We start from the raw sequence: 26,786 nt of genomic DNA, 5'->3' as shown, positions 1-26,786 counted from the left end.
CGTCCGCCCCCCGGACCCCCGAGGACCCCGGGAAGCATTCGCGTAGCATTGACGAGAACGTCCGGTACCGCTCAGGACTGGAACGGAAGGCCAGCGCAGCGTGAACGCATCGCACACCCCGGGCCCCACGCCCTCAGAAGCCGAGGCGCGCCCCGCCCGCCTCACCGTCGGCGTCGTCGGCGCCGGCCGGGTCGGACCGGCGCTCGCCGCCGCCCTCAAGCTCGCCGGCCACCGGCCGGTCGCCGCCTCGGGGGTCTCCGAACTCTCCCGCCGCCGCGCGGCGGCCCTGCTCCCCGACGTGCCGCTGGTCGAGCCGGAGGAAGTGCTCGCGCGCGCGGACCTCGTCCTGCTGACGGTCCCCGACGACGCGCTGCCCGGCCTGGTCGCGGGCCTCGCCGAGACCGGCGCCGTACGCCCCGGCCAGCTGATCGTGCACACCTCGGGCCGCTACGGCACCGGCGTGCTCGAACCGGCGCTGCGGGCCGGCGCCCTGCCGCTCGCGCTGCACCCCGCGATGACCTTCACCGGCACCGCCGTGGACGTGCAGCGGCTGGCCGGCTGCTCCTTCGGCGTCACCGCTCCGGGGCAGTTGCGGATGGCCGCCGAGGCCCTCGTCATCGAGATGGGCGGCGAGCCCGAATGGATTGACGAGGAAGCCCGCCCGCTCTACCACGCGGGCCTCGCGATCGGTGCGAACCACCTGGTCACCCTGGTCGCCCAGTCCATGGAGCTGCTGAGCGCGGCCGGTGTCTCGGAGCCGGGCCGGATGCTCGGCCCGCTGCTCGGCGCCGCCCTCGACAACGCCCTGCGGGCCGGCGACGGCGCCCTCACCGGCCCGGTCGCGCGCGGCGACGCGGGCACCGTCACCGCCCACCTGGCGGAGCTGCGCAAGCACTCCCCGCAGGCCGTCGCCTCCTATCTGGCGATGGCGCGGGCCACCGCGGACCGCGCGATCGCCAACGGAATGCTCAAGCCGGAACTCGCCGAGGCACTGCTCGAAGTCCTCGCGGACGGGGGAACCCGATGACCACGCACCTGCTGGAGACGGCCGCGGAGCTGCGGGCGGCCGCCCGGGACGGCCGCACGCGCGCCGTGGTGATGACGATGGGCGCCCTGCACGAAGGGCACGCGGCGCTCATCCGCACCGCGCGCGAGCACGTGGGGGCGGACGGCGAGGTGGTCGTCACCGTCTTCGTCAACCCCCTGCAGTTCGGCCCCGGTGAGGACCTGGACCGCTACCCGCGCACCTTGGACGCCGATGTGAAGATCGCGGACGGGGCCGGCGCCGACTTCGTCCTGGCGCCCTCCGTCGACGAGGTCTACCCCGGCGGCGCACCGCAGGTGCGGATCACGGCGGGACCGATGGGGGAGCGCTACGAGGGCGCCTCCCGCCCCGGCCACTTCGACGGCATGCTCACCGTCGTCGCGAAGCTGCTCCACCTCACCGCCCCGGACGCCGCGTTCTTCGGGCAGAAGGACGCCCAGCAGCTCGCGCTGATCCGCCGGATGGCGACGGACCTCAACTTCCCGGCGGAGATCGTCGGCGTCCCCACGGTCCGCGAGGGCGACGGCCTGGCGCTCTCCAGCCGCAACCGGTACCTCTCGGACGCCGACCGGGCGTCGGCGCTGGAACTGTCCCGCGCGCTGTTCGCGGGCCGGGACGCGGTCCAGGCGGGCCCCGACGCCGTACGAGCGGCGGCGCGCACAGTGCTGGAGCGCGCGGGGGACGGCGGCCCGGCCGTCGACTACCTGGCCCTCGTCGACCCCGCAGACTTCACCGAGGCGCCGCCCGGCCACACCGGGCCGGCGATCCTCGCCGTCGCCGCCAAGGTCGGCACGACCCGTCTGATCGACAACATCCCCCTGGAATTCGGAGCCGCCCGATGAACGGAACCGGCATACGGCTGGCCGCCCCCGCCCCCGGCTGGGCCATCAGCGCCGACGTGATCGTCGTCGGATCCGGCGTCGCCGGCCTGACGACCGCGCTGCGGTGCGCCGCCGCCGGCGCGAAGGTCGTCGTCGTGACGAAGGCGCAGATGGACAACGGCTCCACGCGCTGGGCGCAGGGCGGCATCGCCGCCGCGCTCGGCGAGGGCGACACCCCGGAGCAGCACCTGGACGACACCCTGGTCGCGGGCGCCGGGCTGTGCGACGAGCCGGCCGTGCGGGCGCTGGTCACCGAGGGCCCGGACGCGGTGCGCCGGCTCATCTCCACCGGCGCGCGGTTCGACACGTCGGACGAGACCGGCGAGATCCTGCTGACCCGCGAGGGCGGCCACCACCGCCGCCGGATCGCGCACGCGGGCGGCGACGCGACGGGCGCGGAGATCTCCCGCGCGCTGGTGGACGCGGTCCGCGACGCCGGCATCGAGACCGTGGAGAACGCGCTCGTCCTGGACCTGCTCACCGACGAGGCCGGCCGCACCGCGGGCGTCACGCTGCACGTCATGGGCGAGGGCCAGCGCGACGGCGTCGGTGCCGTGCACGCCAAGGCCGTGGTGCTCGCGACCGGCGGCATGGGCCAGGTGTTCTCCGCGACGACGAACCCCGCCGTGTCGACCGGCGACGGCGTGGCGCTCGCGCTGCGGGCCGGCGCCGAGGTCAGCGACCTGGAGTTCGTGCAGTTCCATCCGACCGTGCTGTGGCTGGGCCCGGACGCCGAGGGCCAGCAGCCGCTGGTGTCCGAGGCGGTCCGCGGCGAGGGCGCGTACCTGGTCGACGCCGAGGGCATCCGGTTCATGACCGGCCAGCACGAGCTGGCCGAGCTGGCGCCGCGCGACATCGTCGCCAAGGGCATCACGCGGCGCATGCAGGAGACCGGCGCCGAGCACATGTTCCTCGACGCCCGGCACTTCGGCGCGAAGATGTGGGCCGAGCGCTTCCCGACGATCCTCGCCGCCTGCCGTTCGCACGGCATCGACCCGGTCACCGAGCCGATCCCGGTCGCCCCCGCGGCCCACTACGCGTCCGGCGGCGTCCGGACGGACCTGCGGGGCCGGACGACCGTGCCGGGCCTGTACGCGTGCGGTGAGGTCGCCTGCACGGGTGTGCACGGCGCCAACCGGCTCGCCTCCAACTCGCTGCTGGAGGGGCTGGTCTTCGCCGAGCGCATCGCGGCCGACATCATCGCCGACCCGACCGCGCCGGGCGCCCCCGTCGTCCCCGCCCCGGCCGGCACCCCGCTGCTGGCCTCCGAGACCCGCTTCGAGATCCAGCGGATCATGACGGCGGGCGCGGGCGTGCTGCGCAGCGCCGCCAGCCTGGCGGGCGCGGCCACCGGGCTGGAGCGCATCCACGCCGCCTCCGTCGACGATCTGGAGCGCGACGGCAAGACCGCCGAGCCCTGCGTCGAGACGTGGGAAGCGTCCAATTTGAGCCTGGTCGCCCGGGTCCTGGTCGCGGCCGCCCGCCGCCGGGAGGAGACTCGTGGCTGCCACTGGCGCGAGGACCGGCCGGACCGGGACGATGCCCAGTGGCGCCGGCACCTGATCGTCCGCCTGACGCCCAACGGCACCCTGGCCGTGCACACCACCGACACGGCCGACTTTCCGCCGGTGCGCAGTGAACCGGCGCCGTCGGACGGTCTGCCGGCGACCGCAGAAACCCCGCGGGGGACGACCCTCGCAGCCCTCAAGGAGCCCTCGTGAGTACCCCGGACCGCCCTCAGCCCGTCCTTCTCCCGCTGCCGCAGTTCGGCCTGCCCACCAGCCAGTCCGGTGAGGAGGCGGGCGGCTGCGGTGACGCGTGCGGCTGCGGTGGCGGCGAGGAGACGTACGAGCACGACCCGCTGGAGTGCGGCCTGGACGCCGACCTGGCGCAGCTGCTGGTCGACGCGGGCCTCGACCCCGTCCAGGTCGAGGACATCGCGCACATCGCGATCGAGGAGGACCTCGACCAGGGTGTGGACGTCACCACCGTCGCGACCGTCCCCGAGGACGCCTTCGCCACCGGTGACTTCACCGCCCGCGAGGCCGGCACCGTCGCGGGCCTGCGGGTCGCCGAGGCGGTCCTCTCCGTCGTCTGCACCGACGAGTTCGAGGTCGAGCGGCACGTCGAGGACGGCGACCGCGTCGAGGCCGGCCAGGTGCTGCTGACGGTCCGCACCCGTACCCGTGACCTGCTGACGGGCGAGCGCAGCGCGCTCAACCTGCTGTGCCGGCTGTCCGGCATCGCGACCGCCACCCGCGCCTGGTCGGACGTGCTGGAGGGCACCAAGGCCGAGGTCCGCGACACCCGCAAGACCACGCCGGGGCTGCGCGCCCTGGAGAAGTACGCGGTGCGCTGCGGCGGCGGCGTCAACCACCGGATGTCGCTGTCGGACGCGGCGCTGGTCAAGGACAACCACGTGATCGCGGCCGGCGGGGTCGCGCAGGCCTTCAAGCTGGTCCGCGACGAGTTCCCCGAGCTGGCCATCGAGGTCGAGGTCGACACCATGGACCAGGTGCGCGAGGTCCTCGCGGCGGGCGCCGACCTGATCCTGCTCGACAACTTCACCCCGGAGCAGACCGCCGAGGCCGTCACGTACGTCGCGGGCCGCGCCGTCCTGGAGTCCTCGGGCCGGCTCTCCCTCGACACCGCCCGCGCCTACGCCGAGACCGGCGTGGACTACCTGGCGGTGGGCGCGCTCACGCACTCCTCGCCGATCCTGGACATCGGGCTCGACCTCCGCCCGCTGCCCCTCCACACGGGGGTCTGAGACCCGCCATGCTGCTCACCATCGACGTCGGCAACACGCACACCGTCCTCGGCCTCTTCGACGCGGAGGAGATCGTCGAGCACTGGCGGATCTCCACCGATTCGCGCCGTACCGCCGACGAGTGGGCGGTCCTGCTGCAGGGCCTGATGGGCATGCACCCGCTGCTCGGCATGGAGCTGGGCGACGGCATCGACGGCATCTCGATCTGCTCGACGGTGCCCGCGGTCCTGCACGAGCTGCGGGAGGTCACCAGGCGCTACTACGGCGACGTCCCGTCGGTCCTCGTCGAGCCGGGCATCAAGACGGGCGTGCCGATCCTGGTGGACCACCCGAAGGAGGTCGGCTCCGACCGGATCGTCAACTCCCTCGCGGCCATGCACCTGTACAAGGGTCCGTGCATCGTCGTGGACTTCGGTACGGCCACGACCTTCGACGCGGTCTCCAAGCGCGGTGAGTACATGGGCGGCGCCATCGCCCCCGGCATCGAGATCTCGGTGGACGCCCTCGGGGTGCGCGGCGCGCAGCTGCGCAAGATCGAGCTGGCCCGCCCGCGCAGCGTCATCGGCAAGAACACCATCGAGGCGATGCAGTCCGGCATCCTGTACGGCTTCGCCGGCCAGGTCGACGGGGTCGCGGAGCGCATGGCCCGCGAACTCGCCGACGACCCGGACGACGTCACGGTGATCGCCACCGGCGGTCTCGCGCCGCTCGTCCTCGGCGAGGCGTCGATCATCGACGTGCACGAGCCGTGGCTGACGCTGATCGGGCTGCGGCTGGTCTACGAGCGGAACATCTCGACGAACTAGCCGGCGCCGCGCCGGTAACGGGATCCGGCCCGGCGAGGGGGTCGGATCCCGCGCTGGTTCCTGTGTTGGTTCCCGTGCCGTTCCTGCGCTGGTTCCGCGCGCTGAATCCGGCCATGTCGTTACGGGAATTTTGTCCGTTTAGCACTTAAAGTCGTCCCATGCCCACGCCACACGGCTCCCGGGGCGGCATGGCGTTCAGCGCGGACGAACTGCGTGTGTTCCGGCGCGCCCTCGCAGCGGCCCTCCGACCCGACACCACGACACCCGTCCCCGACGACCTCCAGGAGTACCTCCGGCTCGCCGAGGCCCTGGACGAAGCGGTCAGCGAGGGCGGACGGCTCCGGACGTTCCTCCTCGCCGAGCTGGCCCGCTACCGGGAGGCACTCCCGGGCAGCGCCACCGGCTACCTCGCGCGGCTGCGGGACGCCCTCGACACCGGCTATCTGCCGGGCCCCGACGACCTCGCGGCGCTGCGGCGGCTGCGCGGACACCCCTGCGGCGCGGTGGAGCACCGCCGCCGCACCGTGCTGCTGCGGCGCTGCGAGGACCTGGCCGAAAACGATCTACGAGCCCGCCTGGAGGCCCACATGCCCACGTCGCGCCGACGCTCCACGATCGCCGACCGCGGACACCTGCTGTCGCTGCCCGGCGGCCGTAGGGAATCGCCCGTGCCGGCCGTCCTGGTCGGCTCCGCGCCCCATGGCGCGGACACGCCGGGCAAGCCGTCGGAGAAGCCCGCACGGCCCTCCCAGGTGCCCGCACCGGCTCCCGCACCGTCCAGGGGTCCCTCGGCCCCCGACCCCGGCCGCCGGGTGCCCACGCCCGCCGAGGTGTTCCCGCCGGGACACCGCGCCACGCCCCCGGACGAGGAACACCGCACGGCCTGACTACGCTGGACGGCATGGACTACGTATCCGCGCTCGTGCCGCCGTTCGTGATGGCGGTCTTCTTCATCGGCCTCGTCGTGACGATCATCAAGAACCAGGGCGGGGCCAACAAGGCCAAGGAGGACGCGGCGGTCGACGCCGCGTTCGCCAACGCCGAGGCGGTCCGGCAGGCCGGAACCGACGACGTTCGCTAAATAAGCGGCATTTCCGGCAAATGTCACTAGTATTCGAGAGTGCCCCGTCCATTGGGAGACCTCGAAGACGCAGTGATGACCAGGGTGTGGCAGTGGAATCGCCCGGTCACCGTTCGCGAAGTGCTGGAAGACCTGCAGCAGGACCGGTCGATCGCGTACACGACGGTCATGACCGTAATGGACAACCTGCACCAGAAGGGCTGGCTCCGCCGCGAGGCGGAAGGCCGTGCCTATCTCTATGAAGCGGTATCGACGAGAGCCGCTTACTCGGCCGCACTGATGAACGAAGCTTGGGCGGCGAGCGACAACCCGGCCGCCGCCCTCGTGCACTTCTTCGGCATGATGTCGCCGGAACAGCGCGAAGCACTCAGGGACGCAATGCGCGTAGTCCGCTCGGTGGACCCCTCTGCCGCTCCCGAGCCCGACGAACGATAGCGTCCGGCCATGCCCTTCGTATCAAATGACGTCACCATCCGCCGGGCCAGGACGAGTGATGTGGCGGCTGTCCGCGGCCTGCTGGACTCATATGTCCGCGATCGCATCCTGCTGGACAAGCCCACGGTGACTCTTTATGAGGACATCCAGGAGTTCTGGGTGGCCGAACGCGACGAGGACGCCGCCGTCGTGGCCTGCGGCGCACTTCACGTGATGTGGGAGGACCTCGCGGAGGTCCGCACGCTGGCGGTTCATCCGGGACAACGGGGGAAGGGCGTAGGACATCAAGTCCTGGCCAAGCTCTTGCAGACCGCGCGCTGGCTCGGAGTCCGCCGGATTTTCTGTCTCACCTTCGAAGTCGACTTCTTCGCGAAGCACGGCTTCGTCGAGATCGGTGAGACACCGGTCGACGGTGATGTCTTCGGCGAGCTGCTGCGTTCCAATGACGAGGGAGTGGCCGAGTTCCTCGACCTGGAGCGGGTGAAACCGAACACCTTGGGCAACAGCCGCATGCTGCTGCAACTCTGAGGGTCCCGGTATGTCCGGTACGCGCACCGGGCTCCTGTGCCGCATCGCGCAAGGGGTTTGTGTTTTTCCCTAAAAGGCGCTTTGCTTTTACCGTTAATCCGTTTTCGATGAAAGGGAAGCCGGTGGCACAGAAGGTTCAGGTCCTTCTTGTTGACGACCTCGACGGCGGCGAGGCGGATGAGACCGTCACGTTCGCACTCGATGGAGTGACGTACGAGATCGACCTCACCACTGCCAATGCGGACAAGCTTCGCGGGCTGCTCACGCCCTACCTGGACAGCGGTCGCAGGACCGGTGGACGGGTCGGACGCGGTCGCGGTCCCAAGGTTGTGCGCGGCGGCTCGGCGAGCCAGGACACCGCGAAGATTCGCGCATGGGCCAAGGACAAGGGCTACGAGGTCAATGACCGCGGCCGTGTTCCCGCGTCCATTCGCGAGGCGTACGAGAAGGAACACGGCTGATTCTCCAGCAGCCGGAGCCGGTGGCAGGCCGTCGCGAGAGCGGAGACCAGCGCCACCAGACCGATGGGCTCCCCCGCGCCATCGGTACCGGCACGGCCCGCGAAACACATCGCGGGCAACGTGGGTTCCACCTCGCAGCCCGGTTGGGGAGGCCGCAGCCAGACCGGAGCCGTTCGGTCGTAGGCGGCCTCCCGGCGTCCCCATTCGGGATGGGCCGGCGCCCGCATCAGATCGCCCGCGCCCAGGGCGGTCAGATCGAGCGGGATCCCGCTCCATTCCAGCCATTCCAGCAGCCCCGGCAGCTCTTCCGCCGTACCCGCCGCCACCAGCAGCAGGACCTGCCGCCCGTCCAGCGCGACGGGGCCCAGCTCACCCGGCCGCGGAAAGCGCGTCAGTGCGGCGAAGCCCACCTTGGCGGGAACCCGCAGCGCGTCGAAGCGCGCACCGGTGACCAGGTGCGGAGGCGTCGTACCGGCGATCGGCCAACCCAGCTCGTGCTCGTACCAGCCCATGCCGTATGCAACTCCCGCGAAGCGCAAGGGTTACGAAAGGTGGTGGTATGGACACACTCCGTACCCGCCATGGGGGAGCGGCATGGGGCCGATGAGCGCAAGGTTGTTCGCCCGTAGCGCACCCGATGGCCGCGTGCCGCATGGAATGTCGGTGCCAGCGGGTAAGAAAGACCTAGTGGGACGGGGCGACGTCCGCGGCGGATGGGCGCGCGTTCGCCATCGGCGTACTCGATAAAGGTCTATTCACCTGGCCTGCGGGAACATCGTCTCGCACCATCAGGTTGGAGCTGTTGTCGGCTGCGTGGGACTAAAGGGCCCAGGTGGGTGTCTACGGTTGAAGTGAGCTGCCCCGCTGTCGGGACTAGCATGCGGAAGGACAGGGAGGGGACCGCCCCCTAACTGCCCGACCGCTCTGAGGAGCGATTAACGATGTTCGAGAGGTTCACCGACCGCGCGCGGCGGGTTGTCGTCCTGGCTCAGGAAGAAGCCCGGATGCTCAACCACAACTACATCGGCACCGAGCACATCCTCCTGGGCCTGATCCACGAGGGTGAGGGTGTCGCCGCTAAGGCCCTGGAGAGCCTCGGGATTTCGCTCGAGGCGGTCCGCCAGCAGGTGGAGGAGATCATCGGTCAGGGCCAGCAGGCCCCGTCCGGGCACATCCCCTTCACCCCCCGTGCCAAGAAGGTCCTGGAGCTGTCGCTCCGCGAGGCCCTTCAGCTCGGACACAACTACATCGGGACCGAGCACATCCTGCTCGGCCTCATCCGCGAGGGCGAGGGCGTCGCCGCCCAGGTCCTCGTGAAGCTCGGCGCCGACCTGAACCGGGTCCGGCAGCAGGTCATCCAGCTGCTGTCCGGCTACTCCGGCGGCGGCAAGGAGTCGGCGGGCGCCGGCGGCCCGGCCGAGGGCACGCCCTCGACCTCGCTGGTCCTGGACCAGTTCGGCCGCAACCTGACGCAGGCCGCTCGTGAGACCAAGCTCGACCCGGTCATCGGGCGCGAGAAGGAGATCGAGCGGGTCATGCAGGTGCTGTCCCGCCGCACCAAGAACAACCCCGTCCTCATCGGCGAGCCCGGCGTCGGCAAGACCGCCGTCGTCGAGGGCCTCGCCCAGGCGATCGTCAAGGGCGAAGTGCCCGAGACGCTCAAGGACAAGCAGCTCTACACCCTGGACCTCGGCGCCCTCGTCGCCGGTTCCCGGTACCGCGGTGACTTCGAGGAGCGCCTGAAGAAGGTCCTCAAGGAGATCCGCACCCGCGGCGACATCATCCTGTTCATCGACGAGCTCCACACCCTCGTGGGTGCGGGTGCCGCCGAGGGCGCGATCGACGCGGCTTCGATCCTGAAGCCGATGCTCGCCCGTGGTGAGCTGCAGACCATCGGTGCCACGACGCTCGACGAGTACCGCAAGCACCTGGAGAAGGACGCGGCCCTCGAGCGCCGCTTCCAGCCCATCCAGGTCGCCGAGCCGTCGCTGCCCCACACCATCGAGATCCTCAAGGGTCTGCGCGACCGGTACGAGGCACACCACCGTGTGTCGATCACCGACGCCGCCCTGGTCGCCGCCGCCACCCTGGCCGACCGCTACATCTCGGACCGCTTCCTCCCGGACAAGGCGATCGACCTGATCGACGAAGCCGGCTCCCGGATGCGCATTCGCCGGATGACCGCACCGCCGGACCTCCGCGAGTTCGACGAGAAGATCGCCGACGTGCGCCGTGAGAAGGAGTCCGCGATCGATTCGCAGGACTTCGAGAAGGCCGCCTCGCTCCGCGACAAGGAGAAGCAGCTCCTCGCCGCCAAGGGCAAGCGCGAGAAGGAGTGGAAGGCCGGCGACATGGACGTCGTCGCCGAGGTGGACGAGGAGCTGATCGCGGAGGTCCTGGCCACGGCCACCGGCATCCCGGTCTTCAAGCTCACCGAGGAGGAGTCCTCGCGCCTGCTGCGCATGGAGGACGAGCTCCACAAGCGCGTCATCGGCCAGAAGGACGCCATCAAGGCGCTCTCCCAGGCCATCCGACGCACCCGCGCCGGCCTCAAGGACCCGAAGCGCCCCGGTGGCTCGTTCATCTTCGCCGGCCCGTCCGGCGTCGGTAAGACCGAGCTCTCCAAGACGCTCGCCGAGTTCCTCTTCGGCGACGAGGACGCGCTCATCCAGCTCGACATGTCGGAGTTCAGCGAGAAGCACACCGTCTCGCGGCTCTTCGGCTCGCCTCCCGGCTACGTCGGCTACGAAGAGGGCGGGCAGCTCACCGAGAAGGTGCGCCGCAAGCCGTTCTCCGTCGTCCTCTTCGACGAGGTCGAGAAGGCCCACCCCGACATCTTCAACTCCCTGTTGCAGATCCTGGAGGACGGTCGGCTGACCGACTCCCAGGGCCGGGTCGTGGACTTCAAGAACACGGTCATCATCATGACGACCAACCTCGGCACCCGGGACATCTCCAAGGGCTTCAACCTCGGCTTCGCGGCCACGGGTGACGCCAAGACCGGGTACGAGCGGATGAAGGCGAAGGTCGGCGAGGAGCTCAAGCAGCACTTCCGCCCCGAGTTCCTCAACCGTGTCGACGACGTCGTGGTCTTCCACCAGCTGACGGAGGAAGACATCATGCAGATCGTCGACCTCATGGTCGCCAAGGTGGACGAGCGCCTCAAGGACCGCGACATGGGCCTGGAGCTCAGCGTCGAGGCCAAGAAGCTGCTCGGCAAGAAGGGCTACGACCCCGTCCTGGGTGCCCGGCCGCTGCGCCGGACCATCCAGCGGGAGGTCGAGGACATCCTCTCCGAGAAGATCCTCTTCGGAGAGCTGCGCCCCGGCCACATCGTGGTCGTCGACACCGAGGGCGAGGGTGAAGAGAAGAAGTTCACCTTCCGCGGCGAGGAAAAGGTCACGGTCGCGGACACCCCGCCGATCGAGGCCGCAGGCTCGGGCGGCTCCGCCCCGAACCTCTCCAAGGACGCGTAAGCGCCTGCCGCTCGGCTCGCAGTGACAAGGGGCGGGCCCGGAACCTTCAGGTTCCGGGCCCGCCCCTTTGGCGTCCCTGGGGGCCGCCGCAGGCCCGCGGGGCCGCGCCCTGCGGGGGCGGAGCGGCATTCGTACGGACGGGGGTGGGGCGATATGTCCTCACGGCAATTGTGCAGCGGGCTGCTGCACAATTGGCGCTAGGGCAGGTCCGGCCCGTGTATCCGCCGTACGAGCGAATCAAAGGACGAGGGTGATCTCGTCGGCTTTGATGCGCGTGAGCAGGTCCGCGAGGCGGGTGCGGGTGGTGGTGAGGATGACGCCGGGGGCGTCGCTTTCGCGGAGGAGGATCGTTACGTCTGCGGGGGATATGGCGAGTTCCAGGCAGTTGGCGCCCGCGCCGTCGCTGAACGAGGACTTCTGCCAATTGAGTTGCGGCATGTGGACCTTCACTAGTGGGTGTAGAGGATGTGCTGGATGAGGCCCCAGGAGTCCCGCTTCTCGTGATGGTCCGGGCCCGCGTCTGTGATCACCTCGGGTAGGGCGCTCTGGCTCAAGCCGGCGAACGCAGCCTCGTAACGGGCGATCGACTCGTCGTCACCAAGACGCAACGGCTCCGCCGGATGTTCTACGAGGACCGTCTCCAGGCCGCATACTCCGGCGCTCAGGATGAGGAACGGATTGCCGAACCAGGCGCGAGCCCCTGCTTCGAAGGGCAGCACCTGGATGGTGACGTTGGGGCGGCCGGACATGTGGATGAGGTGGGTGAGTTGCCCTCGCATCACGTCCGAGCCGCCCACAGCGATGCGCAGGGCGGCTTCGTGGATGACGGCGTGCAGTGTCACCGCCGACTCGGCATCCAGGATCTCCTGACGGGCCCGACGGAATCGTACGAGGGTGTCGATCTCGCCGGAGGAAGCCGTCGGCAGCGCACTGCGGAACAGGGCCCGCATGTACGACTCCGTCTGCAGGAGGCCGGGCACGAGCAGCGTTTCGTGAGTGCGGATGCCGGTGGCGCGAGCCTCCAGCTCTGCCAAGTCGAGCATCAGCTGCGAAGCCGTCTTCCGGTACTGCGACCACCAGCCCTTGCCTTTGCTCTCGGCCATGGACGTCAGAGCCTCGATATACGGCGCATTACTGCAGCCATATGTGCGACAGAGGGCCACCAGTCGTTCCGTCGCGACAGCAGTTCGTCCGGCCTCCACGTGGCTGAGGTGGGGGCCGCCCATGCCAACGGCCGCACCGGCTTCGGCGAGCGAAAGGCCGCTGCGCTCGCGGAGTTCCCGCAGTTCTGCGCCGAGGCGGCGCTGCCTTTCGGTGATGGTCGTGCGAAGCGGCAAGGGGAACACTCCTCCGGGTCTGACGCTCAGTTTGCCCTGGTGCGCAACGGCGGTCCACTCCCTCAAGGGAATAGGTTGCAGTACTGCGCCATTTTCATCTACCGTGAGTAATGCATGCCTCACGAAGCGGAGTTGGTGGCCTTGTTGCCGCCATGCCCGCGTTCCACGCGGAAGCGCACCGACTCGTCACGGCCACGGCGACCGGCATGCCACTGCGTACTCAACCCACGCCAGCGCAAGGGAGCCCCCGTGGATCACAAGCCGCCTGATGACGAGCAACTGCCGCACACGTACACCCTGTTCACCCCCGGCACGGCGACCGCCCCCAAGGTCTGCCGGGACTTCGTTCGGTCCGCGCTGGGCGCGGAGGGGCTGGGGCGGCTGGCTGATACCGCGGCCGTCTGCACGTCGGAGTTGGTGACCAACGTGCACCTGCACGTTGGCGGGGAAGTGCATCTGCGGCTCGCGGTGGAGCGGGAAGAGGTGCGGGTCGCCGTGTACGACGGCGGTGGTGGCTCGGGGCGGCCGGTTCCGCGGCGGGCGGGGGTGGGGGAGCTCGGCGGGCGCGGGTTGTTTCTCGTGACGGCGCTGGCCGACGGGTGCGGGGTCACGGCGGCCCGGCCGGGGACGGGGGTGTGGTTCACGCTCGGGCGGGGGACCAGTCCCGGGGGCGTGGGCGGGGCGTGACCGTGGCCGCCGGGATCGCGTCGGCGTTGAGGACGGCGGCGGCCGTCCGATGGGCACCGCCGTCAGCTGCCGCTGCCGCTGCCGCTGCCGGCGTCGGTGAAGTGGCTGCTGTCGCCCTCGTCGTGCATCCGGACGTCCACGTGGCCGCCGGTGGCGGCGTTCTTCGGCTTGAGGGTGAAGGAGACCGTGTGGGTGCGGCCGCGCGACCGCGTGCCTTCCACTCCCGCGTCCACGACCCAGGCTTTGACGCCCGCCTTGCCCGTCACGTCGCGGCGGATCTCCACGGTGAACTCCATGTGGATGTCGCCGACCTCGAAACGGACCGCTTTCCCGCTGCCGCGCGCGGCAGCCGTGGCCAGGCCCTCGCGGACCGCCTCGACCGCGTCCGCCAGCTCGATGTCGTTCAGGTACTCGTCCGCCATCGCCGTGTGCCCCCCACCCCTTGTCCGGTGGGGCCACGCTAGGGCAGCGCGGGCGCCCGTCGCCGTGGTTTCCCGGGAATTGCGGCGGGCGGGATCGCGTCGGTCGAGTGACGGGGGCCACAGGACTTTCGACCCGCGCGATTAATCCGAGGTCCTGCCCGAAAGGGAATGGATCTTATTGCCTGGTGACATGGCACACGCGCCATTCGGCTGTTACTAGCCGGAATAGTCGACGCTTCCTTGCGGGGAAGGGACCCGCGAATTCTGTGGCGTGGAGCACAGGCCGGATGCCGCAGAGGCTCTATTTTGGGCCTCGATGGGCGATTTGGGTGCCCTTTGGGCCGCCGAGCGGCCTGGCAAGAGGCGTTTCGCCTCTGCTTTTGCTACGGCCGCTGATAGTAGAAAGGCGCCTTGTGTCAGGGCAGCAGGGCGCGTTACCACTGAATGGCACAAGCGGCCCGCAGTCGCTTCTGCTTCCTACCCCCCCCCAATCAGTGAGGTAACCCTGCATGCTTAAGAACTCGACGAAGAACCACGCCCCGAAGTCCGCCCTTCGTGGTCGTGCGGCCGTGGTGGCGGGCGGCGTGTGCGTGGCACTCGCGCTGGGCTCTACGGCGGCCATGGCCGCCGACTCGCAGGACGCGGGCCTCTTCGGCTCCGCGTCGGCGAACAGCATCGCGGACGTCATGAAGACGCAGGCCGACGGTCAGAAGAAGGCCGCGACGGCGAGGGCCAAGGCCGCGGCCGCGAAGGCCGACGCCAAGGAGCGTGCGGCCGAGAAGTCCGCCGCCGACCGCAAGACGCGCGTGAACGCCTGGGTGAAGCCGGTGGACAGCTACACGATCGGCGCGTCGTTCGCGCAGGCCGGCTCGCACTGGTCGCACAAGCACTCCGGCCAGGACTTCGTGGTGCCGACGGGCACGCAGGTCAAGGCCGTGCACGGCGGCACCGTGGTCGACGCCGGCTGGGGCGGCGCCTACGGCAACAACATCGTGATCAAGCACGGCAACGGCACGTACACCCAGTACGGCCACCTGTCGAAGCTCGAGGTCTCGGTCGGCGAGACCGTGAGCACCAGCCAGGAGATCGGCAAGTCCGGGAGCACCGGGAACTCGACCGGCCCGCACCTGCACTTCGAGGCCCGCACCACGCCGGTCTACGGCTCGGGCGAGGAGCCCCTGGCGTTCCTGCACCAGCACGGCGTCAACATGTGACGGTGCGACCCCGCACCACCTAGTCCAGGTTCCGGTGGGCCTGGGCGATGAGATCGAGGGCGACCTCGAGGATGGCTTCGCGCTTCTCCTCAGGGTCGCCCTCGATGTTCTGCACGGCGAACATCCCGGCGTGCATCGCGAAGAGCGCGGTGATGCAGCGCACCTGGCTCGCCATCGAGAACTCGGGCTCCTTGAGCAGGTGGTGCAGGGCGAGCATCTTGCCCTTGAACTGCTCGCCGATGCTCAGCTCGCGCATCGTGGCCTGGTTCTCCTGGATGAACCGGAAGAGCGCCGAGGCGCCCCACAGGGCCGCGCTGTAGCGGCGCAGCATCTCCTGCTTGTTCTCCAGCGTGCGCGGCTGCGCCTCGGCCCACGTGATCAGCTCGTCCACCGGCCGGCCTATGTCCGCGACGATGCTGGTGAGGATGTCTTCCTTGGTCTTGAAGTGGTAGTACAGCGCGGCCTTCGTCACGTCGAGGTGCTCGGCGATCTCGCGCAGCGACGTCTTCTCGTACCCCTGCTCGGCGAAGAGCTCGAGCGCGACGTCCTGGATGCGGTGGCGGGTGTCACCGCGACGTGCTTGCGAAGTGCCCATGACTACCGCTCTCCTGCGTTGAACGCCCGTTGTGGCCGTGTGGCCGCTGGCCGGTATGGCTTTGGTCAAACGTAATCTACTTACTTGACGACCGGCTAGTGACGGCTTACCTTCAGTGTCGTAGTTAACTAGCCGGGCGGCAAGTAAGTACCAGAAGCACGAGCGGGCCGCCCCATCCAGGGGAGGGCACCGGTCATGTCCCAGACCGCAGAAACGCCACCCGAAGCGGCTCCTCAGCGCAGTGTGCGTGTGGTTCTGCTCGGGCTCATGATCGCGATGTTGCTCGCGATGCTCGACAACATGATCATCGGTACCGCGATGCCGACGATCGTAGGGGAGCTCGGCGGCCTCAACCACCTCTCCTGGGTGGTCACCGCCTACACGCTCGCGACCGCCGCCTCGACGCCCATCTGGGGAAAGCTCGGCGACATGTACGGTCGCAAGGGCATCTTCATGACGTCGATCGTGCTCTTCCTGGCCGGTTCGGCACTCTCCGGCCTCTCCCAGTCGATGGACCAGCTGATCGCCTTCCGCGCGGTCCAGGGCCTCGGCGCCGGCGGTCTGATCGTCGGTGTGATGGCGATCATCGGTGACCTCATACCGCCGCGGGAACGTGGCAAGTACCAGGGCATGATGGCCGGCGTCATGGCGCTCGCGATGATCGGCGGCCCGCTCGTCGGCGGCACCATCACCGACAACTGGGGCTGGCGCTGGAGCTTCTACATCAACCTGCCACTCGGCGCGGTGGCGCTCGCGATGATCTACATCGTCCTGCACCTGCCGAAGAAGCGCGTCCAGGCCCGCATCGACTACCTCGGCGCCGGACTGCTCACCGTCGGCATCACCGCGCTGGTGCTCCTCACCACCTGGGGCGGCACCCAGTACGGCTGGGCCTCCCCGCAGATCATCGGTCTCCTCGTCCTCGGCGTCGTCGCGATCGCGGCCTTCATCTGGGTCGAGACCAAGGCCAAAGAGCCGGTCATGCCGCTGCACATCTTCCGCAACCGCAACTTCTCGCTGATCTCCCTGATCGGCTTCCTCGTCGGTTTCGTGATGTTCGGCGCGATGACGTTCCTGCCGCTCTACCAGCAGACCGTCCAGGGCGCGTCGGCCACCAACTCCGGCCTGCTGCTCCTGCCGATGCTGCTGTCGATGATGGTGGTCTCGCTGATCGCCGGCCGGGTCACCACCCAGAGCGGCCGCTACAAGGTCTTTCCGATCATCGGCGGCGGCCTGATCACCGTCGGGCTGTACCTGCTGTCCACGATGGACACCGGCACGACCCGCTTCTGGTCCGGCGTCTTCATGGCCGTGCTCGGTGCGGGCATGGGCTTCCTGATGCAGATCACCATGCTCGTCGCGCAGAACAGCGTCGAGATGAAGGACCTCGGCGTCGGCAGCTCGTCCGCGACGCTCTTCCGCACCATCGGCGGCTCGTTCGGCGTCTCGCTCTTCGGCGCGCTCTTCACGCACCACGTGCAGGACACCATGACGGAGCTCGGCGGCGACGGCAGCAAGGCGACAGCGGGCTCGGCCCAGCTGGACCCCAAGAGCATCGCGGCCCTGCCGGCGCAGGTCCGCGACGCCTACCTGCACGCGGTCTCCAACGGCACCCACACCGTCTTCCTGTGGGGCGCGGTGATCAGCATCGTCGGCTTCGTGGCGGCCTGGTTCGTCAAGGAGATCCCGCTGCGCGGCGCTCCGCAGGCTCCCGGCGCCGACAAGGACGCGAAGCCCTCGGACAACGCGGCGCTGCACTCGGTCGACGCGATCTGACGCAGACCCCGAACGCATGACGACGGCCCCCGGCACCATCTGCCGGGGGCCGTCGTCGTACGAGCGGTTCAGCGGGGCAACAGCAGCTGCGCGACCGCGCCGCCGCCGTCGGAGGCCGGGGCGTTGCGGAAGGTGAGCCGGGCGCGCAGCACCCGGGCCTGGCCGGCGGCGATGGTGAGGCCGAGGCCGTGGTCGCCGCCCGCCCGGTCGGAGCTGCCGGTACGGAAGCGGCTGGGGCCCTCGCGCAGCAGGTCGTCGGGGAAGCCGGGACCGTGGTCGCGGATCCGCAGGAACGGCCCGTTGATGCTCACCTCGGTCAGCGGATTGCCGTGCCGTGCCGCGTTGGCCAGCAGGTTGCCGAGGATGCGCTCCAGCCGGCGCGGGTCGGTGTGCACCACCGCGTCCTCGATCACGGTCACCACGGCGTCGGGGTCCTGCGCCAGCACCCGCCGGCGGACGAAGTCGCCCAGCGCGACCTCCTGGAGGTCGGGCTGCTCCGCCGCCCCGTCCAGCCGCGCCACCTCCAGCACGTCCTCGACCAGGGTGCGCAGCGCCTGGGCCCGGTTCCGGACCAGCTCGGCCGGGCGGCCGGGCGGCAGCAGCTCCGCCGCGGTGACCAGTCCGGTCACCGGGGTGCGCAGCTCGTGGGCGATGTCGGCGGTGACCCGCCGCTCGGCCTCCAGCCGGTCCTGGAGGGCGTCCGCCATCGCGTCGACGGCTGCCGCCAGCTCGTCGGTCTCGTCGCGGACCCGGCCGCCGATCGCGTCGCGCACCCGCACCTCGGGGTTGCCGTCGGCCACCTTGCGGGCGGCGACGGCCGCCTTGCGCAGCCGCCGGGACATCCGGCCGCCGATCAGCACGCCGAGCGCGGTGCCGCCCACGACCACCGCGAGCGAGCCGACGATCAGGGCCTGGTCGAGGTCGACGAGGACCGAGTAGCGGTCCTTGAAGGTGGTGCGCAGCGACAGGATGCGGCCGTCGTTGGTGGGTGTCTCGGCCCACACGATCGGCGCGCCGCCGCTGTCCTGGACGTAGGTGGCGCGTTCGCCCCTGGCCGCGAAGTCCTTGAGCGGCTTGGGCAGGGCCGGGTCGTCGAGCTGGGCGGAGAAGACCTTCTTGCCGGTGACCTCGTAGATCCGCAGCGCGGACTGCACCCGCTCGTCCTGCACGTCACGGGAGTTGTCGATCATGCTGACGCGGGCGGCGTTGTGCACCACGAGGCTCAGCGCCACGGCGACGAGCACCGAAACGCAGGCGATGGCGGCGCTGAGCTTCCAGCGCAGACTGGAGCGGGGGAACAACGGCATGGTCTGTCAGGCCCTGAGCTTGTAACCGAAGCCGCGCACCGTCTCGATCCGGTCCTGCCCGATCTTGACGCGCAGCCGCTGGACGTGGACGTCCACGACCCGGGTGTCGCCACCCCACTCATAGTCCCAGACCCGCTCCAGCAGCCGGTCGCGGGAGAGCACGGCGCCGGGTGCCGCGGAGAACTCCAGCAGCAGCCGCATCTCGGTGGGGGTCAGGGCGAGCCGCTCGCCGCCGCGGGTCACCTCCAGGCCCTCGGGGTCGATCTCGATGTCACCGAAGGACAGCAGGGCAGCCTCCGCCGGTTCGTCACCGGAGGAGGCGTGGCCGAAACGGCGCAGGACCGCCCGGATCCGGGCGACCAGCACCGCCCCGTCGAAGGGCTTCGTCACGTAGTCGTCGGCGCCGGCCTCCAGGCCGAGCACGATGTCGATGGAGTCGGCGCGCGCGGACAGCATGATCACCGGCACGGTCGACTCGTCCCGGATCCGCCGGCACAGGCTGACGCCGTCGAGACCCGGCACCATCACGTCGAGCAGCGCGAGGTCGGGCTGCTCGGCGCGGAACGCCTCCAGCCCGGACAGTCCGTCGGCGACCGCCGTCACCTTGAAGCCGTCGCGCTCCAGCGCGAGCGTCGTCGCCTCGCGGATGACGTCGTCGTCCTCGACGAACAGGACGTGTGTCTCAGCCATGCGTCTTCTTTTCCGGCATAGGTGTGGGGAGCGCGTCCCCGTAGTCGGTGTACGTGCGCTCCACCTGTACGAACCTGGTGTCCTTCCAGACGTACGTCAGGGCCTCCTGCCCGGTGGGGCAGCAGACCTGGTCGTCGCCCTTGTACACCTGGCGGATGATCTCCAGTCGGCCGTTCTCCGCACTGCCGTAGACCGGCGGCTGCTCGTCGGCGAAGACGTTCTGGTACTGCCCGTCGATCATCCGGTACACATAGCTCGCGATCCCCATGCCGTCCCCGCAGGTGGCGACGTTCACGATCAGATCGGGTGCCTCGCCGCTGGTGAGATCGCCGGACGAGGTGTCCACCGGGTACTCGTCACCGGCGCAGGGCGCGAGATCCTCGCGCACCTCCGCGCTGACGTTCCGGGTGTCCTTCTTCACCAGCTTCGCCAGCGCCGCCGGGTCACCGGCGATGGACGGCGCGGGGCTGGGTTCCGCCCTGAGCGTCTGAAGGGGTGCGGGGCCCTCACGGCGTGCCCCGGTGCCGGTCCTGCAGCCTGCAAGCGCGGTCAGCAGGCACATGGCCACCGCCACCGCGATCAGAGCTGCTAGGCGGCGCACACGCCCTCCATCCGTGAGTAGCCGTAGCGGCCGTGCTCCAGCTCATGGCGCAGCCGGGCCAGCGCCCGGTGCAGAGTGCTCTTCACCGTACCCGTCGACATGCCGAGGGCGCGGGCGGTCTCCTCCGTGGACAGCTGCCCGTAGTGGCGCAACATCACGACTTGGCGCTGCTTGGGCGCGAGGACCTGCAGCGCGTCACGGAGCATCTCGCGGTCGGCCCGCTGGTCGGCGCCGTCGTCGACGCTGGCGTCGGGCAGCTCCTGGGTGGGGATCTCGTCGAGCTTGCGGTTCCGCCACCACTCGGTCCGCGTGTTGATCATGACGCGGCGCATGTAGGCGTCCGCGAGCGTCTTGTCGGCGATGCCGTCCCAGCGCGGGTAGGTCCGCACCAGGGCGGTCTGGACAAGGTCCTGGGCGTCGATCGGGTCGGGCACGAGCCGCCGTGCGCTCCGCAGCAGTGCGTCCTGCCGCGTCCTCACGTACTCCTCGAACTCCAGAACCGTGCCGTTCGCCGCCATGGGTCGCCCTCCGTCCCGTGCTGTCCCGCCCTGTCGACTGTTGCGCTGATGTGCCAACCGTTCCGACGAGGACGACGCTACGGAGGGGATGTTGGGCTTTTGCCACCGTGGGCGCACAGGGGGCTCACAGGAAGCCGTCGATTATGTAACAGCCTCAGGACCAACGTCCCGAAGGGGTTTAAACCGGCAGTCGGCGGAGTTCGGGCCGGGTTCAGGCCGGCAGACGGTAGACCCCGTCGGCAAGCGGCTCGACCAGACCGTCCTCCACCAGGCCGTCCAGCGCGCGGGCCCGCTGCACCGGCTCCTGCCACACCGCGTCCAGCGCGGACTGCGGCACGGGGCCGACCGCGTCCCGCAGTACGGCGAGCAGCTTTCCGCGCACCTGGCGGTCCGTGCCCGCGTACGTCTGCCCGCGGCGCGGCGGCCCGGTGTGCGCGGGGGAGCCGGCCAGCCGCCAGGCGCAGCTCGCCGCGATCGGGCAGCGGACGCACTCGGGCCCGCGCGCGGTGCAGACCAGCGCGCCCAGCTCCATCGTGGCCGCCGCCCAGCGGGCGGCCGTCGCCCTGTCGTCGGGCAGCAGGGTCAGCGCGGTACGCCGCTCCGCGGCGGTCGTCGCCGTCGGCGGGTACTGGACTCCGGTGACGGCACGGGCGAAGACCCGGCGGACGTTGGTGTCCAGTACCGCGTGCCGCTGCCCGTACGCGAACGACGCGATGGCCGCCGCGGTGTACTCGCCGACGCCGGGGAGGGCCAGCAACTTGGCGTGGTCGCGGGGGACTTCGCCGCCATGGCTGAGCGCTATCGCGGTCGCCGCCGCGTGCAGCCGCAGCGCGCGGCGCGGATAGCCGAGCCGCCCCCAGGCGCGTACGGCCTCGCCCGCCGGCTCGGTCGCCAGGTCGGCGGGGCGCGGCCAGCGCGCCAGCCACAGCTCGTACACCGGCAGCACGCGGCTGACCGGGGTCTGCTGCAGCATGAACTCGCTGACCATCACACCCCACGCTCCGGCCTCCGGGCGGCGCCACGGGAGATCCCGGGCATGCTCCTCGAACCAGTCGATGACGGGGGCGTGCAGATCGTGATGTGCGGTGGCGCGGGTGTCAGTGCTCATAGCGTCGTCGATCCTCGCACATGCCACTGACAGTGACCGACCCGGCGGGAAAACGTGATGATCGGGAAAGACCACGCCCAGTGCGGCGGGTGTTGCGACGGTGCGCGGTCGATCTCCCCTAGAGTTCGCGTGTGGGCTCTGTGCGCAATCCGATCGGACCTCTTCCGTCGTCCATCTACTGGCGACGGCGGGCTGTTGTGCTCTGCATGGCCGCCCTGCTCGCCGTGCTGGCGGTGTGGGCCTTCAACTCGGGCGGCTCCGGCAGCGGTACCGGCGCGAAGGGACCCGACGGACGCACCCCGGCGACGTCCATCACGCCCGGCCCCACCCCCAGCGGCTCGCACCTCCCCGGACGCCCGGGTGGGCGGGACAACGGCGGCAGCGGCGACCCCTCGAACGGCTCGTCGTCCGGCGGCACCTCCGGATCACCCTCGGGCGGCACCGACGCCGGTGTGTCCGGCGGCGGTTCGAACGGCGCGACGTCCGGCTCCTCGTCCGGCGGAGCGGGCTCCGGCGGTTCGGGCAACCAGCTCCCGGCCGGCTCGACCCTGGCCGACTGCGCCGTCTCCGACGTCCAGTTGACGCTGCGCAGCACGCAGAACGTCTACGCGCCCAACGAGAAGCCGAAGTTCGAGCTGACCGCGGCCAACTCCGCCGCGACGGCCTGCAAGGTCGACTTCGGATCGACGGCGGCCATCGTCACGGTCACCAACACCGCCGGCAACAAGCACGTATGGTCCACCGACGACTGCCCGGCCGCCCGCGGCGCCTACCTGCTGCAGGTCCCGGCGCACAGCGCGACGACCTACACGATCGAGTGGAACCGCCAGACCAGCTCCCCGGCCTGCGCCACCCCCAAGAACCAACCGGCAGCGGTGGGAACGACCTACCTCGTAGAGGCACGCATCGCGGGCTTCACCCCGAAGCAGGCGTCGTTCGTCCTCAAGGCCGACTAAGGCCGACTAAGGCCGAGCGGGGCTGATCAAGGCCGACCAAAGCCGACCAGGACCCAGTCAGGCAGCACGAGAGAGGGGCCGGGGCACCTGCCCCGGCCCCTCTCGGCACAGACGTCCTAGACGTACCGCTCCAGGATCGACGACTCGGCCAGCCTGGACAGGCCCTCCCGCACCGAACGCGCTCGCGCCTCCCCGACCCCGTCCACCGTCTGCAGGTCGTCGACGCTCGCGGCGAGCAGCTTCTGCAGGCCGCCGAAGTGCTCGACGAGGCGGTCGATGACCGTGTTCGGCAGCCGCGGCACCTTCGCCAGCAGCCGGTAGCCGCGCGGCGAGACCGCGGAGTCCAGCGTCTCGGGCGAGCCGGTGTAGCCCAGGGCGCGGGCCACGGTGGTGAGTTCGAGCAGCTCCGCGTGGGGCAGCGCGTCCAGTTCGACGAGCGCCTCGGGCACGGTCCGGTTCCGCTTCGCGGTCGGCTCGGGCACGTAGTCCTTGACGACCAGTTCGCGCTCCGGCTCGACGCCCGCGATCAGCTCGTCCAGCTGCAGGGAGAGCAGCCGGCCGTCGGTGCCCAGCTCGACCACGTACTCGGCGATCTCGGTGGCGATCCGGCGGACCATCTCCAGCCGCTGCGAGACCGCGCTGACGTCCCGGACCGTGACCAGGTCCTCGATCTCCAGTGCGGAGAGCGTGCCCGCCACCTCGTCCAGGCGCAGCTTGTAGCGCTCCAGCGTGGCCAGCGCCTGGTTCGCCCGGGACAGGATCGCGGCCGAGTCCTCCAGGACCCGGCGCTGCCCGTCGACGTAGAGCGCGATCAGCCGCATCGACTGGCTGACCGAGACGACCGGGAAATTGACCTGCTTGCTCACGCGGTCCGCGGTGCGGTGCCGGGTGCCGGTCTCCTCGGTCGGGATGTTGGAGTCGGGGACCAGCTGCACGCCGGCCCGCAGGATCTTCGTGAGGTCCTTGTCGAGGATCAGCGCGCCGTCGAGCTTGCACAGTTCGCGCAGGCGGGTCGCGGTGAACTCGACGTCGAGGACGAAGCCGCCGGTACAGAGCGACTCGACGGTCTTGTCCATGCCGAGGACGAGCAACCCGCCCGTATTGCCCCGCAGAATTCGTTCGAGTCCGTCACGCAGGCCGGTGCCGGGAGCTACCGCACTGAGCGAAGCGCGCATCAGGGCATCAGCAGCGGAACTCCCGCCGGACTTGCCGGGAGCTGCTGCCCGGTCGTTGGCTGCCACTGCAATCCTCCGGTCGCTACGGATGCCCAAAGGGCGAGACCAGGGCAAAGTTTACTGACGTTCTCTCCGCAATGGGCCAGCGACCGCTGTTCGGACCCTCTCTAGCCTCGTGAGCCACGCTTCGGGAGGGCCCGCAGGGCGTCCGTGATGTCGGCCACCTCGACCACTTTCATGCCCGGCGGGATTTTGCCGGGATCCGGCGGTACGAGGGCGTGGGTGAAGCCCAGCCGGGCCGCCTCGGACAGCCTGCGCTGCACCCCGGTGACCCGTCTGACCTCGCCCGCGAGGCCGACCTCGCCGATCGCGACCAGGTTCTTGGGCAGCGGTGTGTCGATCGCCGCACTGGCCAGCGCGAGGGCCACGGCCAGGTCAGCGGCGGGCTCGGTGAGCTTCACGCCGCCCACCGTGGCCGTGTAGATGTCGCGCTTTCCGATCGACTGGATCCGGCCGCGCTGTTCGAGTACGGCGAGCATCATCGAGACGCGCGACGTCTCCAGCCCGGACGTCGTACGGCGCGGGGACGGGATCTGGGTGTCGACGGTGAGGCCCTGGACCTCGACCACCAGGGGGCGCTTGCCCTCCAGGGTGACCGTCAGACACGTGCCGGGGACCGGTTCGTCGCGACGGGTCAGAAAAAGTCCGGAGGGATCGGCCAGACCCGTGATGCCCTCGTCGTGCAGCTCGAAACAGCCGACCTCGTCCGTCGCGCCGTACCGGTTCTTGACGCCGCGGATCAGCCGCAGCCGGGCGTGTCGGTCACCCTCGAAGCTGAGCACCACGTCGACCAGGTGCTCCAGCAGACGGGGGCCCGCGATGGCGCCGTCCTTCGTGACATGGCCGACCAGGAGCGTCGACATGCCGCGCGCCTTGGAGGCGCGGATCAGCGCCCCCGCGACCTCGCGAACCTGCGCCATACCGCCGGGCGCGCCGTCGATCTCCGGGGACGCCACCGTCTGCACCGAGTCCAGGATCAGCAGCGACGGCTTGATGTCGTCCAGATGGCCCAGGACCGCCGACAGGTCCGTCTCGGCCGCCAGGTACAGATGGTCGGAGAGCGCGCCGATCCGGTCGGCGCGCAGCCGGACCTGGGACGCCGACTCCTCGGCGGTGATGTACAGCGTCGGGCCCTGCGCGGTCGCCGCCTTCGCCGCCACGTCCAGCAGCAGCGTCGACTTGCCGACGCCCGGCTCGCCCGCGACCAGCACGACGGCTCCGGGCACCAGCCCGCCGCCGAGCACCCGGTCCAGCTCGGGTACACCCGTTGAGCGGGCCGTCGCCTGGCTGACGTCCACCTGGCCGATCGGCTTCGCCGCGGTCGTCACCCGGCCGGCCGCCGTGGTCCTGACAGCGGGCGCACCGCCGAACTCCTCGACGGTGCCCCAGGCCTGGCACTCCCCGCAGCGGCCGAGCCACTTCACGGTGGTCCAGCCGCACTCGGTGCAGCGGTAGGACGGTCGGTCCTTCGTAGCGGTCTTGCGGGGAGGCATGGGGCTCACCGTAGCGGCAGGGTCCGACAACGCCCCCGCATCCCTCCCACCGGAGGTCCGCACCGTCCGTACCCGCGTTCCCCGCGGCACTCGTCCGAGCTAACGGGGTGTCCCCTTTTGAGCGGCATCGCCACCCATACGGGTTAACGCCCTGCGGGACGCCTGAGACTGGTGCTCCTGCCGTCCTACCGTCGCCAGGTGATGAGCAGGCAGGAGATCCACCCCCAGGACGCCGGTACCGGCACCCGCACCGGTACGCACCGCAAGCACCGGTCGGCGTCGCGGACCCGCCCCGAAGCGCGTCCGGAACAGCGTGACCGCAAGGACCGGCGCCCGCACGGCACGCTGCCGATGCAGCCCCCGGCCCACTACGAGCCCTATCTGGACGGGCTGTTCACCTACTGCCTCTCCGTCCTCTGCGAGCACGACGCGGCCGCGGCCGCGCTCGGCGAGGTACTGGCCCTCGCCGAGCGGCAGCGCGGCCGGCTCCGTGACGCCGGGCTGCGCCGCCCCTGGCTCTACGCCCTCGCCCGCTGGTCCTGCCGGCGCCGCCTCGCGGGGGGCCGGCCCGAGGTGCCCCGCATGTCGGCATCGGTCGCCGAGGAGCGGCGCGGCCGGCTGGCCGCCCTCGCCTGGCCGGAGGCCGCGGGCACCACCCCCGAGCAGCGCGAGGCGCTCGAACTCGCGGTCCGCCACCAGCTCCCGCCGCACGAGGTCGGCCACGTCCTCGGCATCGAGGCGGACGCTGCCCGCGCGCTCCTCGCCCGCGCCGCCTGCGAGGTCGAACGCACCCGCGCCGCGCTCGCCGTCGTCGAGGTCGGCACCTGCGCCACCGTCGCCCGGCTGGCCGGCGACGCCCAGGTGCTGCTCGGCACGGCCCTGCGCCGGGAGCTGGTCCGGCACGTCGACGAGTGCCCGGAGTGCCGGCTCACCGCCGAGCGCGCCGTCGTCGGCGCCTCCTGGCCGGGCGCTGCCACCACCGCGGCCACCGCCGTGCTCACGATGCTCGAAGCGCCGCGGTCCGCCGCGTACGCCGCCCTCATGTACTCCCTGCGCGACGGCGCCGGCCGCAGCCGCGAAGGCACCCCGCGCTTCGACCGCCGCGGCTTCCCCCTCGACCACCGGGACCGCGCCGCCCGCCTCGCCCAACTGCGGCACCGCGCCGTCACCACCACGGTCGTCGCCGCCGTCGTGGCGGCGCCGGTACTCGCCCTCTGGGCCGCCTACCGCGGCGCGCCGATCGGTGCCGACCAGCCGGGCGGTATCTCCGCCAGCGAACGGGACGTGGACGGCATGGACGGCACGGACGACATCGACGGCCACCCGTACGAGAAGGCCGGCAGCACCGGCACCGGCACCGACGA

The 26,786-nt window shown here is 70.6% G+C and carries 28 protein-coding genes; 16 read left to right on the top strand and 12 right to left on the bottom strand.

All coding sequences use genetic code 11. The annotated features are described in order from the left end of the window. Nucleotides 1–100: 100 nt before the first annotated feature. The 10 genes from O3X23_RS15415 (at nt 101) to O3X23_RS15370 (ending at nt 8,007) form a co-directional block, all read left to right on the top strand. Nucleotides 101–1,027: a Rossmann-like and DUF2520 domain-containing protein gene (locus O3X23_RS15415; protein WP_269271939.1), complete on the top strand. Its 927-nt coding sequence runs from the start codon at nt 101–103 to the stop codon at nt 1,025–1,027. Next, complete coding sequence (panC, locus tag O3X23_RS15410) at nt 1,024–1,887, top strand: pantoate--beta-alanine ligase (RefSeq protein WP_269271938.1); 864 nt, start codon at nt 1,024–1,026, stop codon at nt 1,885–1,887. Before O3X23_RS15415 ends, panC begins: the two co-directional genes overlap by 4 nt. Beyond that, entirely contained in the window at nt 1,884–3,647 is a 1,764-nt protein-coding gene (locus tag O3X23_RS15405) for an L-aspartate oxidase (protein ID WP_269271937.1), read from the top strand. Before panC ends, O3X23_RS15405 begins: the two co-directional genes overlap by 4 nt. After that, a complete protein-coding gene (gene nadC, locus O3X23_RS15400; protein WP_269271936.1) occupies nt 3,644–4,696 on the top strand; it encodes a carboxylating nicotinate-nucleotide diphosphorylase in 1,053 nt (350 codons plus the stop codon). Before O3X23_RS15405 ends, nadC begins: the two co-directional genes overlap by 4 nt. Nucleotides 4,697–4,704: 8 nt before the next feature. Beyond that, the gene (locus tag O3X23_RS15395) at nt 4,705–5,502 is read left to right on the top strand and encodes a type III pantothenate kinase (protein ID WP_269271935.1); all 798 of its coding nucleotides are present in this window, start codon (nt 4,705–4,707) and stop codon (nt 5,500–5,502) included. Nucleotides 5,503–5,660: 158 nt separating this feature from the next. Beyond that, nucleotides 5,661–6,389 carry a hypothetical protein gene (locus O3X23_RS15390; RefSeq protein ID WP_269271934.1) on the top strand — a complete coding sequence of 243 codons (729 nt, stop codon included), beginning with the start codon at nt 5,661–5,663 and terminating at the stop codon, nt 6,387–6,389. 14 nt (nt 6,390–6,403) lie between these two features. Beyond that, on the top strand, nt 6,404–6,583 hold the full coding sequence (locus O3X23_RS15385) for a hypothetical protein (protein ID WP_269271933.1): 180 nt from the start codon (nt 6,404–6,406) through the stop codon (nt 6,581–6,583). 39 nt (nt 6,584–6,622) lie between these two features. Further along, nucleotides 6,623–7,018 (top strand): BlaI/MecI/CopY family transcriptional regulator, encoded by a 396-nt coding sequence (locus tag O3X23_RS15380; protein ID WP_269271932.1) that lies wholly within the window; start codon nt 6,623–6,625, stop codon nt 7,016–7,018. Between the two features lie 9 nt (nt 7,019–7,027). Further along, nucleotides 7,028–7,546 carry an amino-acid N-acetyltransferase gene (locus tag O3X23_RS15375; protein WP_269271931.1) on the top strand — a complete coding sequence of 173 codons (519 nt, stop codon included), beginning with the start codon at nt 7,028–7,030 and terminating at the stop codon, nt 7,544–7,546. Nucleotides 7,547–7,668: 122 nt separating this feature from the next. Continuing rightward, a complete protein-coding gene (locus tag O3X23_RS15370) occupies nt 7,669–8,007 on the top strand; it encodes a histone-like nucleoid-structuring protein Lsr2 (protein WP_138354121.1) in 339 nt (112 codons plus the stop codon). Here O3X23_RS15370 and O3X23_RS15365 read toward each other — a convergent pair. Continuing rightward, nucleotides 7,938–8,519, bottom strand: a complete 582-nt coding sequence (locus tag O3X23_RS15365) for an SCO3374 family protein (protein WP_269271930.1) — start codon at nt 8,517–8,519, stop codon at nt 7,938–7,940. The genes O3X23_RS15370 and O3X23_RS15365 overlap by 70 nt on opposite strands. 429 nt (nt 8,520–8,948) lie before the next feature. On the opposite strand from O3X23_RS15365, the gene O3X23_RS15360 reads away from it, so the two are divergent. Continuing rightward, nucleotides 8,949–11,483: an ATP-dependent Clp protease ATP-binding subunit gene (locus O3X23_RS15360; RefSeq protein ID WP_269271929.1), complete on the top strand. Its 2,535-nt coding sequence runs from the start codon at nt 8,949–8,951 to the stop codon at nt 11,481–11,483. Nucleotides 11,484–11,720: 237 nt separating this feature from the next. On the opposite strand, the gene O3X23_RS15355 is transcribed toward O3X23_RS15360, so the two are convergent. Together O3X23_RS15355 and O3X23_RS15350 are read right to left on the bottom strand one after the other, a co-directional pair. Further along, nucleotides 11,721–11,921 carry a DUF397 domain-containing protein gene (locus O3X23_RS15355; protein ID WP_269271928.1) on the bottom strand — a complete coding sequence of 67 codons (201 nt, stop codon included), beginning with the start codon at nt 11,919–11,921 and terminating at the stop codon, nt 11,721–11,723. A gap of 11 nt (nt 11,922–11,932) precedes the next feature. Beyond that, a complete protein-coding gene (locus tag O3X23_RS15350) occupies nt 11,933–12,829 on the bottom strand; it encodes a helix-turn-helix domain-containing protein (RefSeq protein ID WP_269272072.1) in 897 nt (298 codons plus the stop codon). 240 nt (nt 12,830–13,069) lie between these two features. On the opposite strand from O3X23_RS15350, the gene O3X23_RS15345 reads away from it, so the two are divergent. Continuing rightward, nucleotides 13,070–13,507 (top strand): ATP-binding protein, encoded by a 438-nt coding sequence (locus tag O3X23_RS15345; RefSeq protein WP_269271927.1) that lies wholly within the window; start codon nt 13,070–13,072, stop codon nt 13,505–13,507. Between the two features lie 62 nt (nt 13,508–13,569). Here O3X23_RS15345 and O3X23_RS15340 read toward each other — a convergent pair whose 3' ends face one another. Then, the gene (locus O3X23_RS15340; protein ID WP_269271926.1) at nt 13,570–13,929 is read right to left on the bottom strand and encodes a trypco2 family protein; all 360 of its coding nucleotides are present in this window, start codon (nt 13,927–13,929) and stop codon (nt 13,570–13,572) included. Between the two features lie 509 nt (nt 13,930–14,438). On the opposite strand from O3X23_RS15340, the gene O3X23_RS15335 reads away from it, so the two are divergent. Continuing rightward, nucleotides 14,439–15,143 (top strand): M23 family metallopeptidase, encoded by a 705-nt coding sequence (locus O3X23_RS15335; RefSeq protein WP_269271925.1) that lies wholly within the window; start codon nt 14,439–14,441, stop codon nt 15,141–15,143. A 19-nt stretch (nt 15,144–15,162) separates the two neighbouring features. On the opposite strand, the gene O3X23_RS15330 is transcribed toward O3X23_RS15335, so the two are convergent. Next, a complete protein-coding gene (locus O3X23_RS15330) occupies nt 15,163–15,738 on the bottom strand; it encodes a TetR/AcrR family transcriptional regulator (RefSeq protein WP_269271924.1) in 576 nt (191 codons plus the stop codon). 195 nt (nt 15,739–15,933) lie between these two features. On the opposite strand from O3X23_RS15330, the gene O3X23_RS15325 reads away from it, so the two are divergent. Then, on the top strand, nt 15,934–17,514 hold the full coding sequence (locus tag O3X23_RS15325) for an MDR family MFS transporter (protein WP_269271923.1): 1,581 nt from the start codon (nt 15,934–15,936) through the stop codon (nt 17,512–17,514). A gap of 68 nt (nt 17,515–17,582) precedes the next feature. On the opposite strand, the gene O3X23_RS15320 is transcribed toward O3X23_RS15325, so the two are convergent. From O3X23_RS15320 to O3X23_RS15300, 5 genes are all read right to left on the bottom strand, one after another. Then, nucleotides 17,583–18,821: a sensor histidine kinase gene (locus O3X23_RS15320; protein WP_269271922.1), complete on the bottom strand. Its 1,239-nt coding sequence runs from the start codon at nt 18,819–18,821 to the stop codon at nt 17,583–17,585. A gap of 6 nt (nt 18,822–18,827) precedes the next feature. Then, nucleotides 18,828–19,511 carry a two-component system response regulator CseB gene (cseB, locus tag O3X23_RS15315; RefSeq protein ID WP_269271921.1) on the bottom strand — a complete coding sequence of 228 codons (684 nt, stop codon included), beginning with the start codon at nt 19,509–19,511 and terminating at the stop codon, nt 18,828–18,830. Next, nucleotides 19,504–20,112 (bottom strand): hypothetical protein, encoded by a 609-nt coding sequence (locus O3X23_RS15310; RefSeq protein WP_269271920.1) that lies wholly within the window; start codon nt 20,110–20,112, stop codon nt 19,504–19,506. The genes cseB and O3X23_RS15310 overlap by 8 nt, the downstream gene beginning before the upstream one ends. Beyond that, nucleotides 20,100–20,630: a SigE family RNA polymerase sigma factor gene (locus O3X23_RS15305; protein WP_138354128.1), complete on the bottom strand. Its 531-nt coding sequence runs from the start codon at nt 20,628–20,630 to the stop codon at nt 20,100–20,102. Before O3X23_RS15305 ends, O3X23_RS15310 begins: the two co-directional genes overlap by 13 nt. Nucleotides 20,631–20,841: 211 nt before the next feature. After that, nucleotides 20,842–21,738: an A/G-specific adenine glycosylase gene (locus O3X23_RS15300; RefSeq protein WP_269271919.1), complete on the bottom strand. Its 897-nt coding sequence runs from the start codon at nt 21,736–21,738 to the stop codon at nt 20,842–20,844. 206 nt (nt 21,739–21,944) lie between these two features. Here O3X23_RS15300 and O3X23_RS15295 point away from each other — a divergent pair, with 206 nt between their 5' ends. Continuing rightward, nucleotides 21,945–22,694, top strand: coding sequence for a hypothetical protein (locus O3X23_RS15295; protein ID WP_331283916.1), 750 nt, complete (start codon nt 21,945–21,947; stop codon nt 22,692–22,694). Between the two features lie 116 nt (nt 22,695–22,810). Here the strand turns inward: O3X23_RS15295 and disA are convergent, their stop codons facing one another. Then, entirely contained in the window at nt 22,811–23,935 is a 1,125-nt protein-coding gene (gene disA, locus O3X23_RS15290) for a DNA integrity scanning diadenylate cyclase DisA (RefSeq protein WP_269271917.1), read from the bottom strand. Nucleotides 23,936–24,036: 101 nt separating this feature from the next. Then, nucleotides 24,037–25,422, bottom strand: a complete 1,386-nt coding sequence (radA, locus tag O3X23_RS15285; protein WP_269271916.1) for a DNA repair protein RadA — start codon at nt 25,420–25,422, stop codon at nt 24,037–24,039. Nucleotides 25,423–25,623: 201 nt separating this feature from the next. Here radA and O3X23_RS15280 point away from each other — a divergent pair. After that, on the top strand, nt 25,624–26,786 hold a 1,163-nt coding region (locus tag O3X23_RS15280; protein ID WP_443047859.1), incomplete at its 3' end, for an RNA polymerase sigma factor.

The sequence above is a fragment of the Streptomyces sp. H39-S7 genome (assembly GCF_027158205.1).
Classification (GTDB): Bacteria; Actinomycetota; Actinomycetes; order Streptomycetales; family Streptomycetaceae; genus Actinacidiphila.
Note: the sequence above shows the minus strand (reverse complement) of the source record. Positions and strands in the feature narration are given on the sequence as shown.

Bases quoted from the DNA above. Each gene is read 5' to 3' on its own strand.
- O3X23_RS15330 (WP_269271924.1), bottom strand. From the start codon at position 15,738: ATGGGCACTTCGCAAGCACGTCGCGGTGACACCCGCCACCGCATCCAG.
- O3X23_RS15300 (WP_269271919.1), bottom strand. From the start codon at position 21,738: ATGAGCACTGACACCCGCGCCACCGCACATCACGATCTGCACGCCCCC.
- O3X23_RS15395 (WP_269271935.1), top strand. From the start codon at position 4,705: ATGCTGCTCACCATCGACGTCGGCAACACGCACACCGTCCTCGGCCTC.
- O3X23_RS15335 (WP_269271925.1), top strand. From the start codon at position 14,439: ATGCTTAAGAACTCGACGAAGAACCACGCCCCGAAGTCCGCCCTTCGT.
- O3X23_RS15375 (WP_269271931.1), top strand. From the start codon at position 7,028: ATGCCCTTCGTATCAAATGACGTCACCATCCGCCGGGCCAGGACGAGT.
- cseB (WP_269271921.1), bottom strand. From the start codon at position 19,511: ATGGCTGAGACACACGTCCTGTTCGTCGAGGACGACGACGTCATCCGC.
- O3X23_RS15405 (WP_269271937.1), top strand. From the start codon at position 1,884: ATGAACGGAACCGGCATACGGCTGGCCGCCCCCGCCCCCGGCTGGGCC.
- O3X23_RS15320 (WP_269271922.1), bottom strand. From the start codon at position 18,821: ATGCCGTTGTTCCCCCGCTCCAGTCTGCGCTGGAAGCTCAGCGCCGCC.
- O3X23_RS15390 (WP_269271934.1), top strand. From the start codon at position 5,661: ATGCCCACGCCACACGGCTCCCGGGGCGGCATGGCGTTCAGCGCGGAC.
- O3X23_RS15360 (WP_269271929.1), top strand. From the start codon at position 8,949: ATGTTCGAGAGGTTCACCGACCGCGCGCGGCGGGTTGTCGTCCTGGCT.
- O3X23_RS15340 (WP_269271926.1), bottom strand. From the start codon at position 13,929: ATGGCGGACGAGTACCTGAACGACATCGAGCTGGCGGACGCGGTCGAG.
- O3X23_RS15325 (WP_269271923.1), top strand. From the start codon at position 15,934: ATGTCCCAGACCGCAGAAACGCCACCCGAAGCGGCTCCTCAGCGCAGT.
- O3X23_RS15365 (WP_269271930.1), bottom strand. From the start codon at position 8,519: ATGGGCTGGTACGAGCACGAGCTGGGTTGGCCGATCGCCGGTACGACG.
- radA (WP_269271916.1), bottom strand. From the start codon at position 25,422: ATGCCTCCCCGCAAGACCGCTACGAAGGACCGACCGTCCTACCGCTGC.
- O3X23_RS15355 (WP_269271928.1), bottom strand. From the start codon at position 11,921: ATGCCGCAACTCAATTGGCAGAAGTCCTCGTTCAGCGACGGCGCGGGC.
- O3X23_RS15305 (WP_138354128.1), bottom strand. From the start codon at position 20,630: ATGGCGGCGAACGGCACGGTTCTGGAGTTCGAGGAGTACGTGAGGACG.
- panC (WP_269271938.1), top strand. From the start codon at position 1,024: ATGACCACGCACCTGCTGGAGACGGCCGCGGAGCTGCGGGCGGCCGCC.
- O3X23_RS15295 (WP_331283916.1), top strand. From the start codon at position 21,945: ATGGCCGCCCTGCTCGCCGTGCTGGCGGTGTGGGCCTTCAACTCGGGC.
- O3X23_RS15385 (WP_269271933.1), top strand. From the start codon at position 6,404: ATGGACTACGTATCCGCGCTCGTGCCGCCGTTCGTGATGGCGGTCTTC.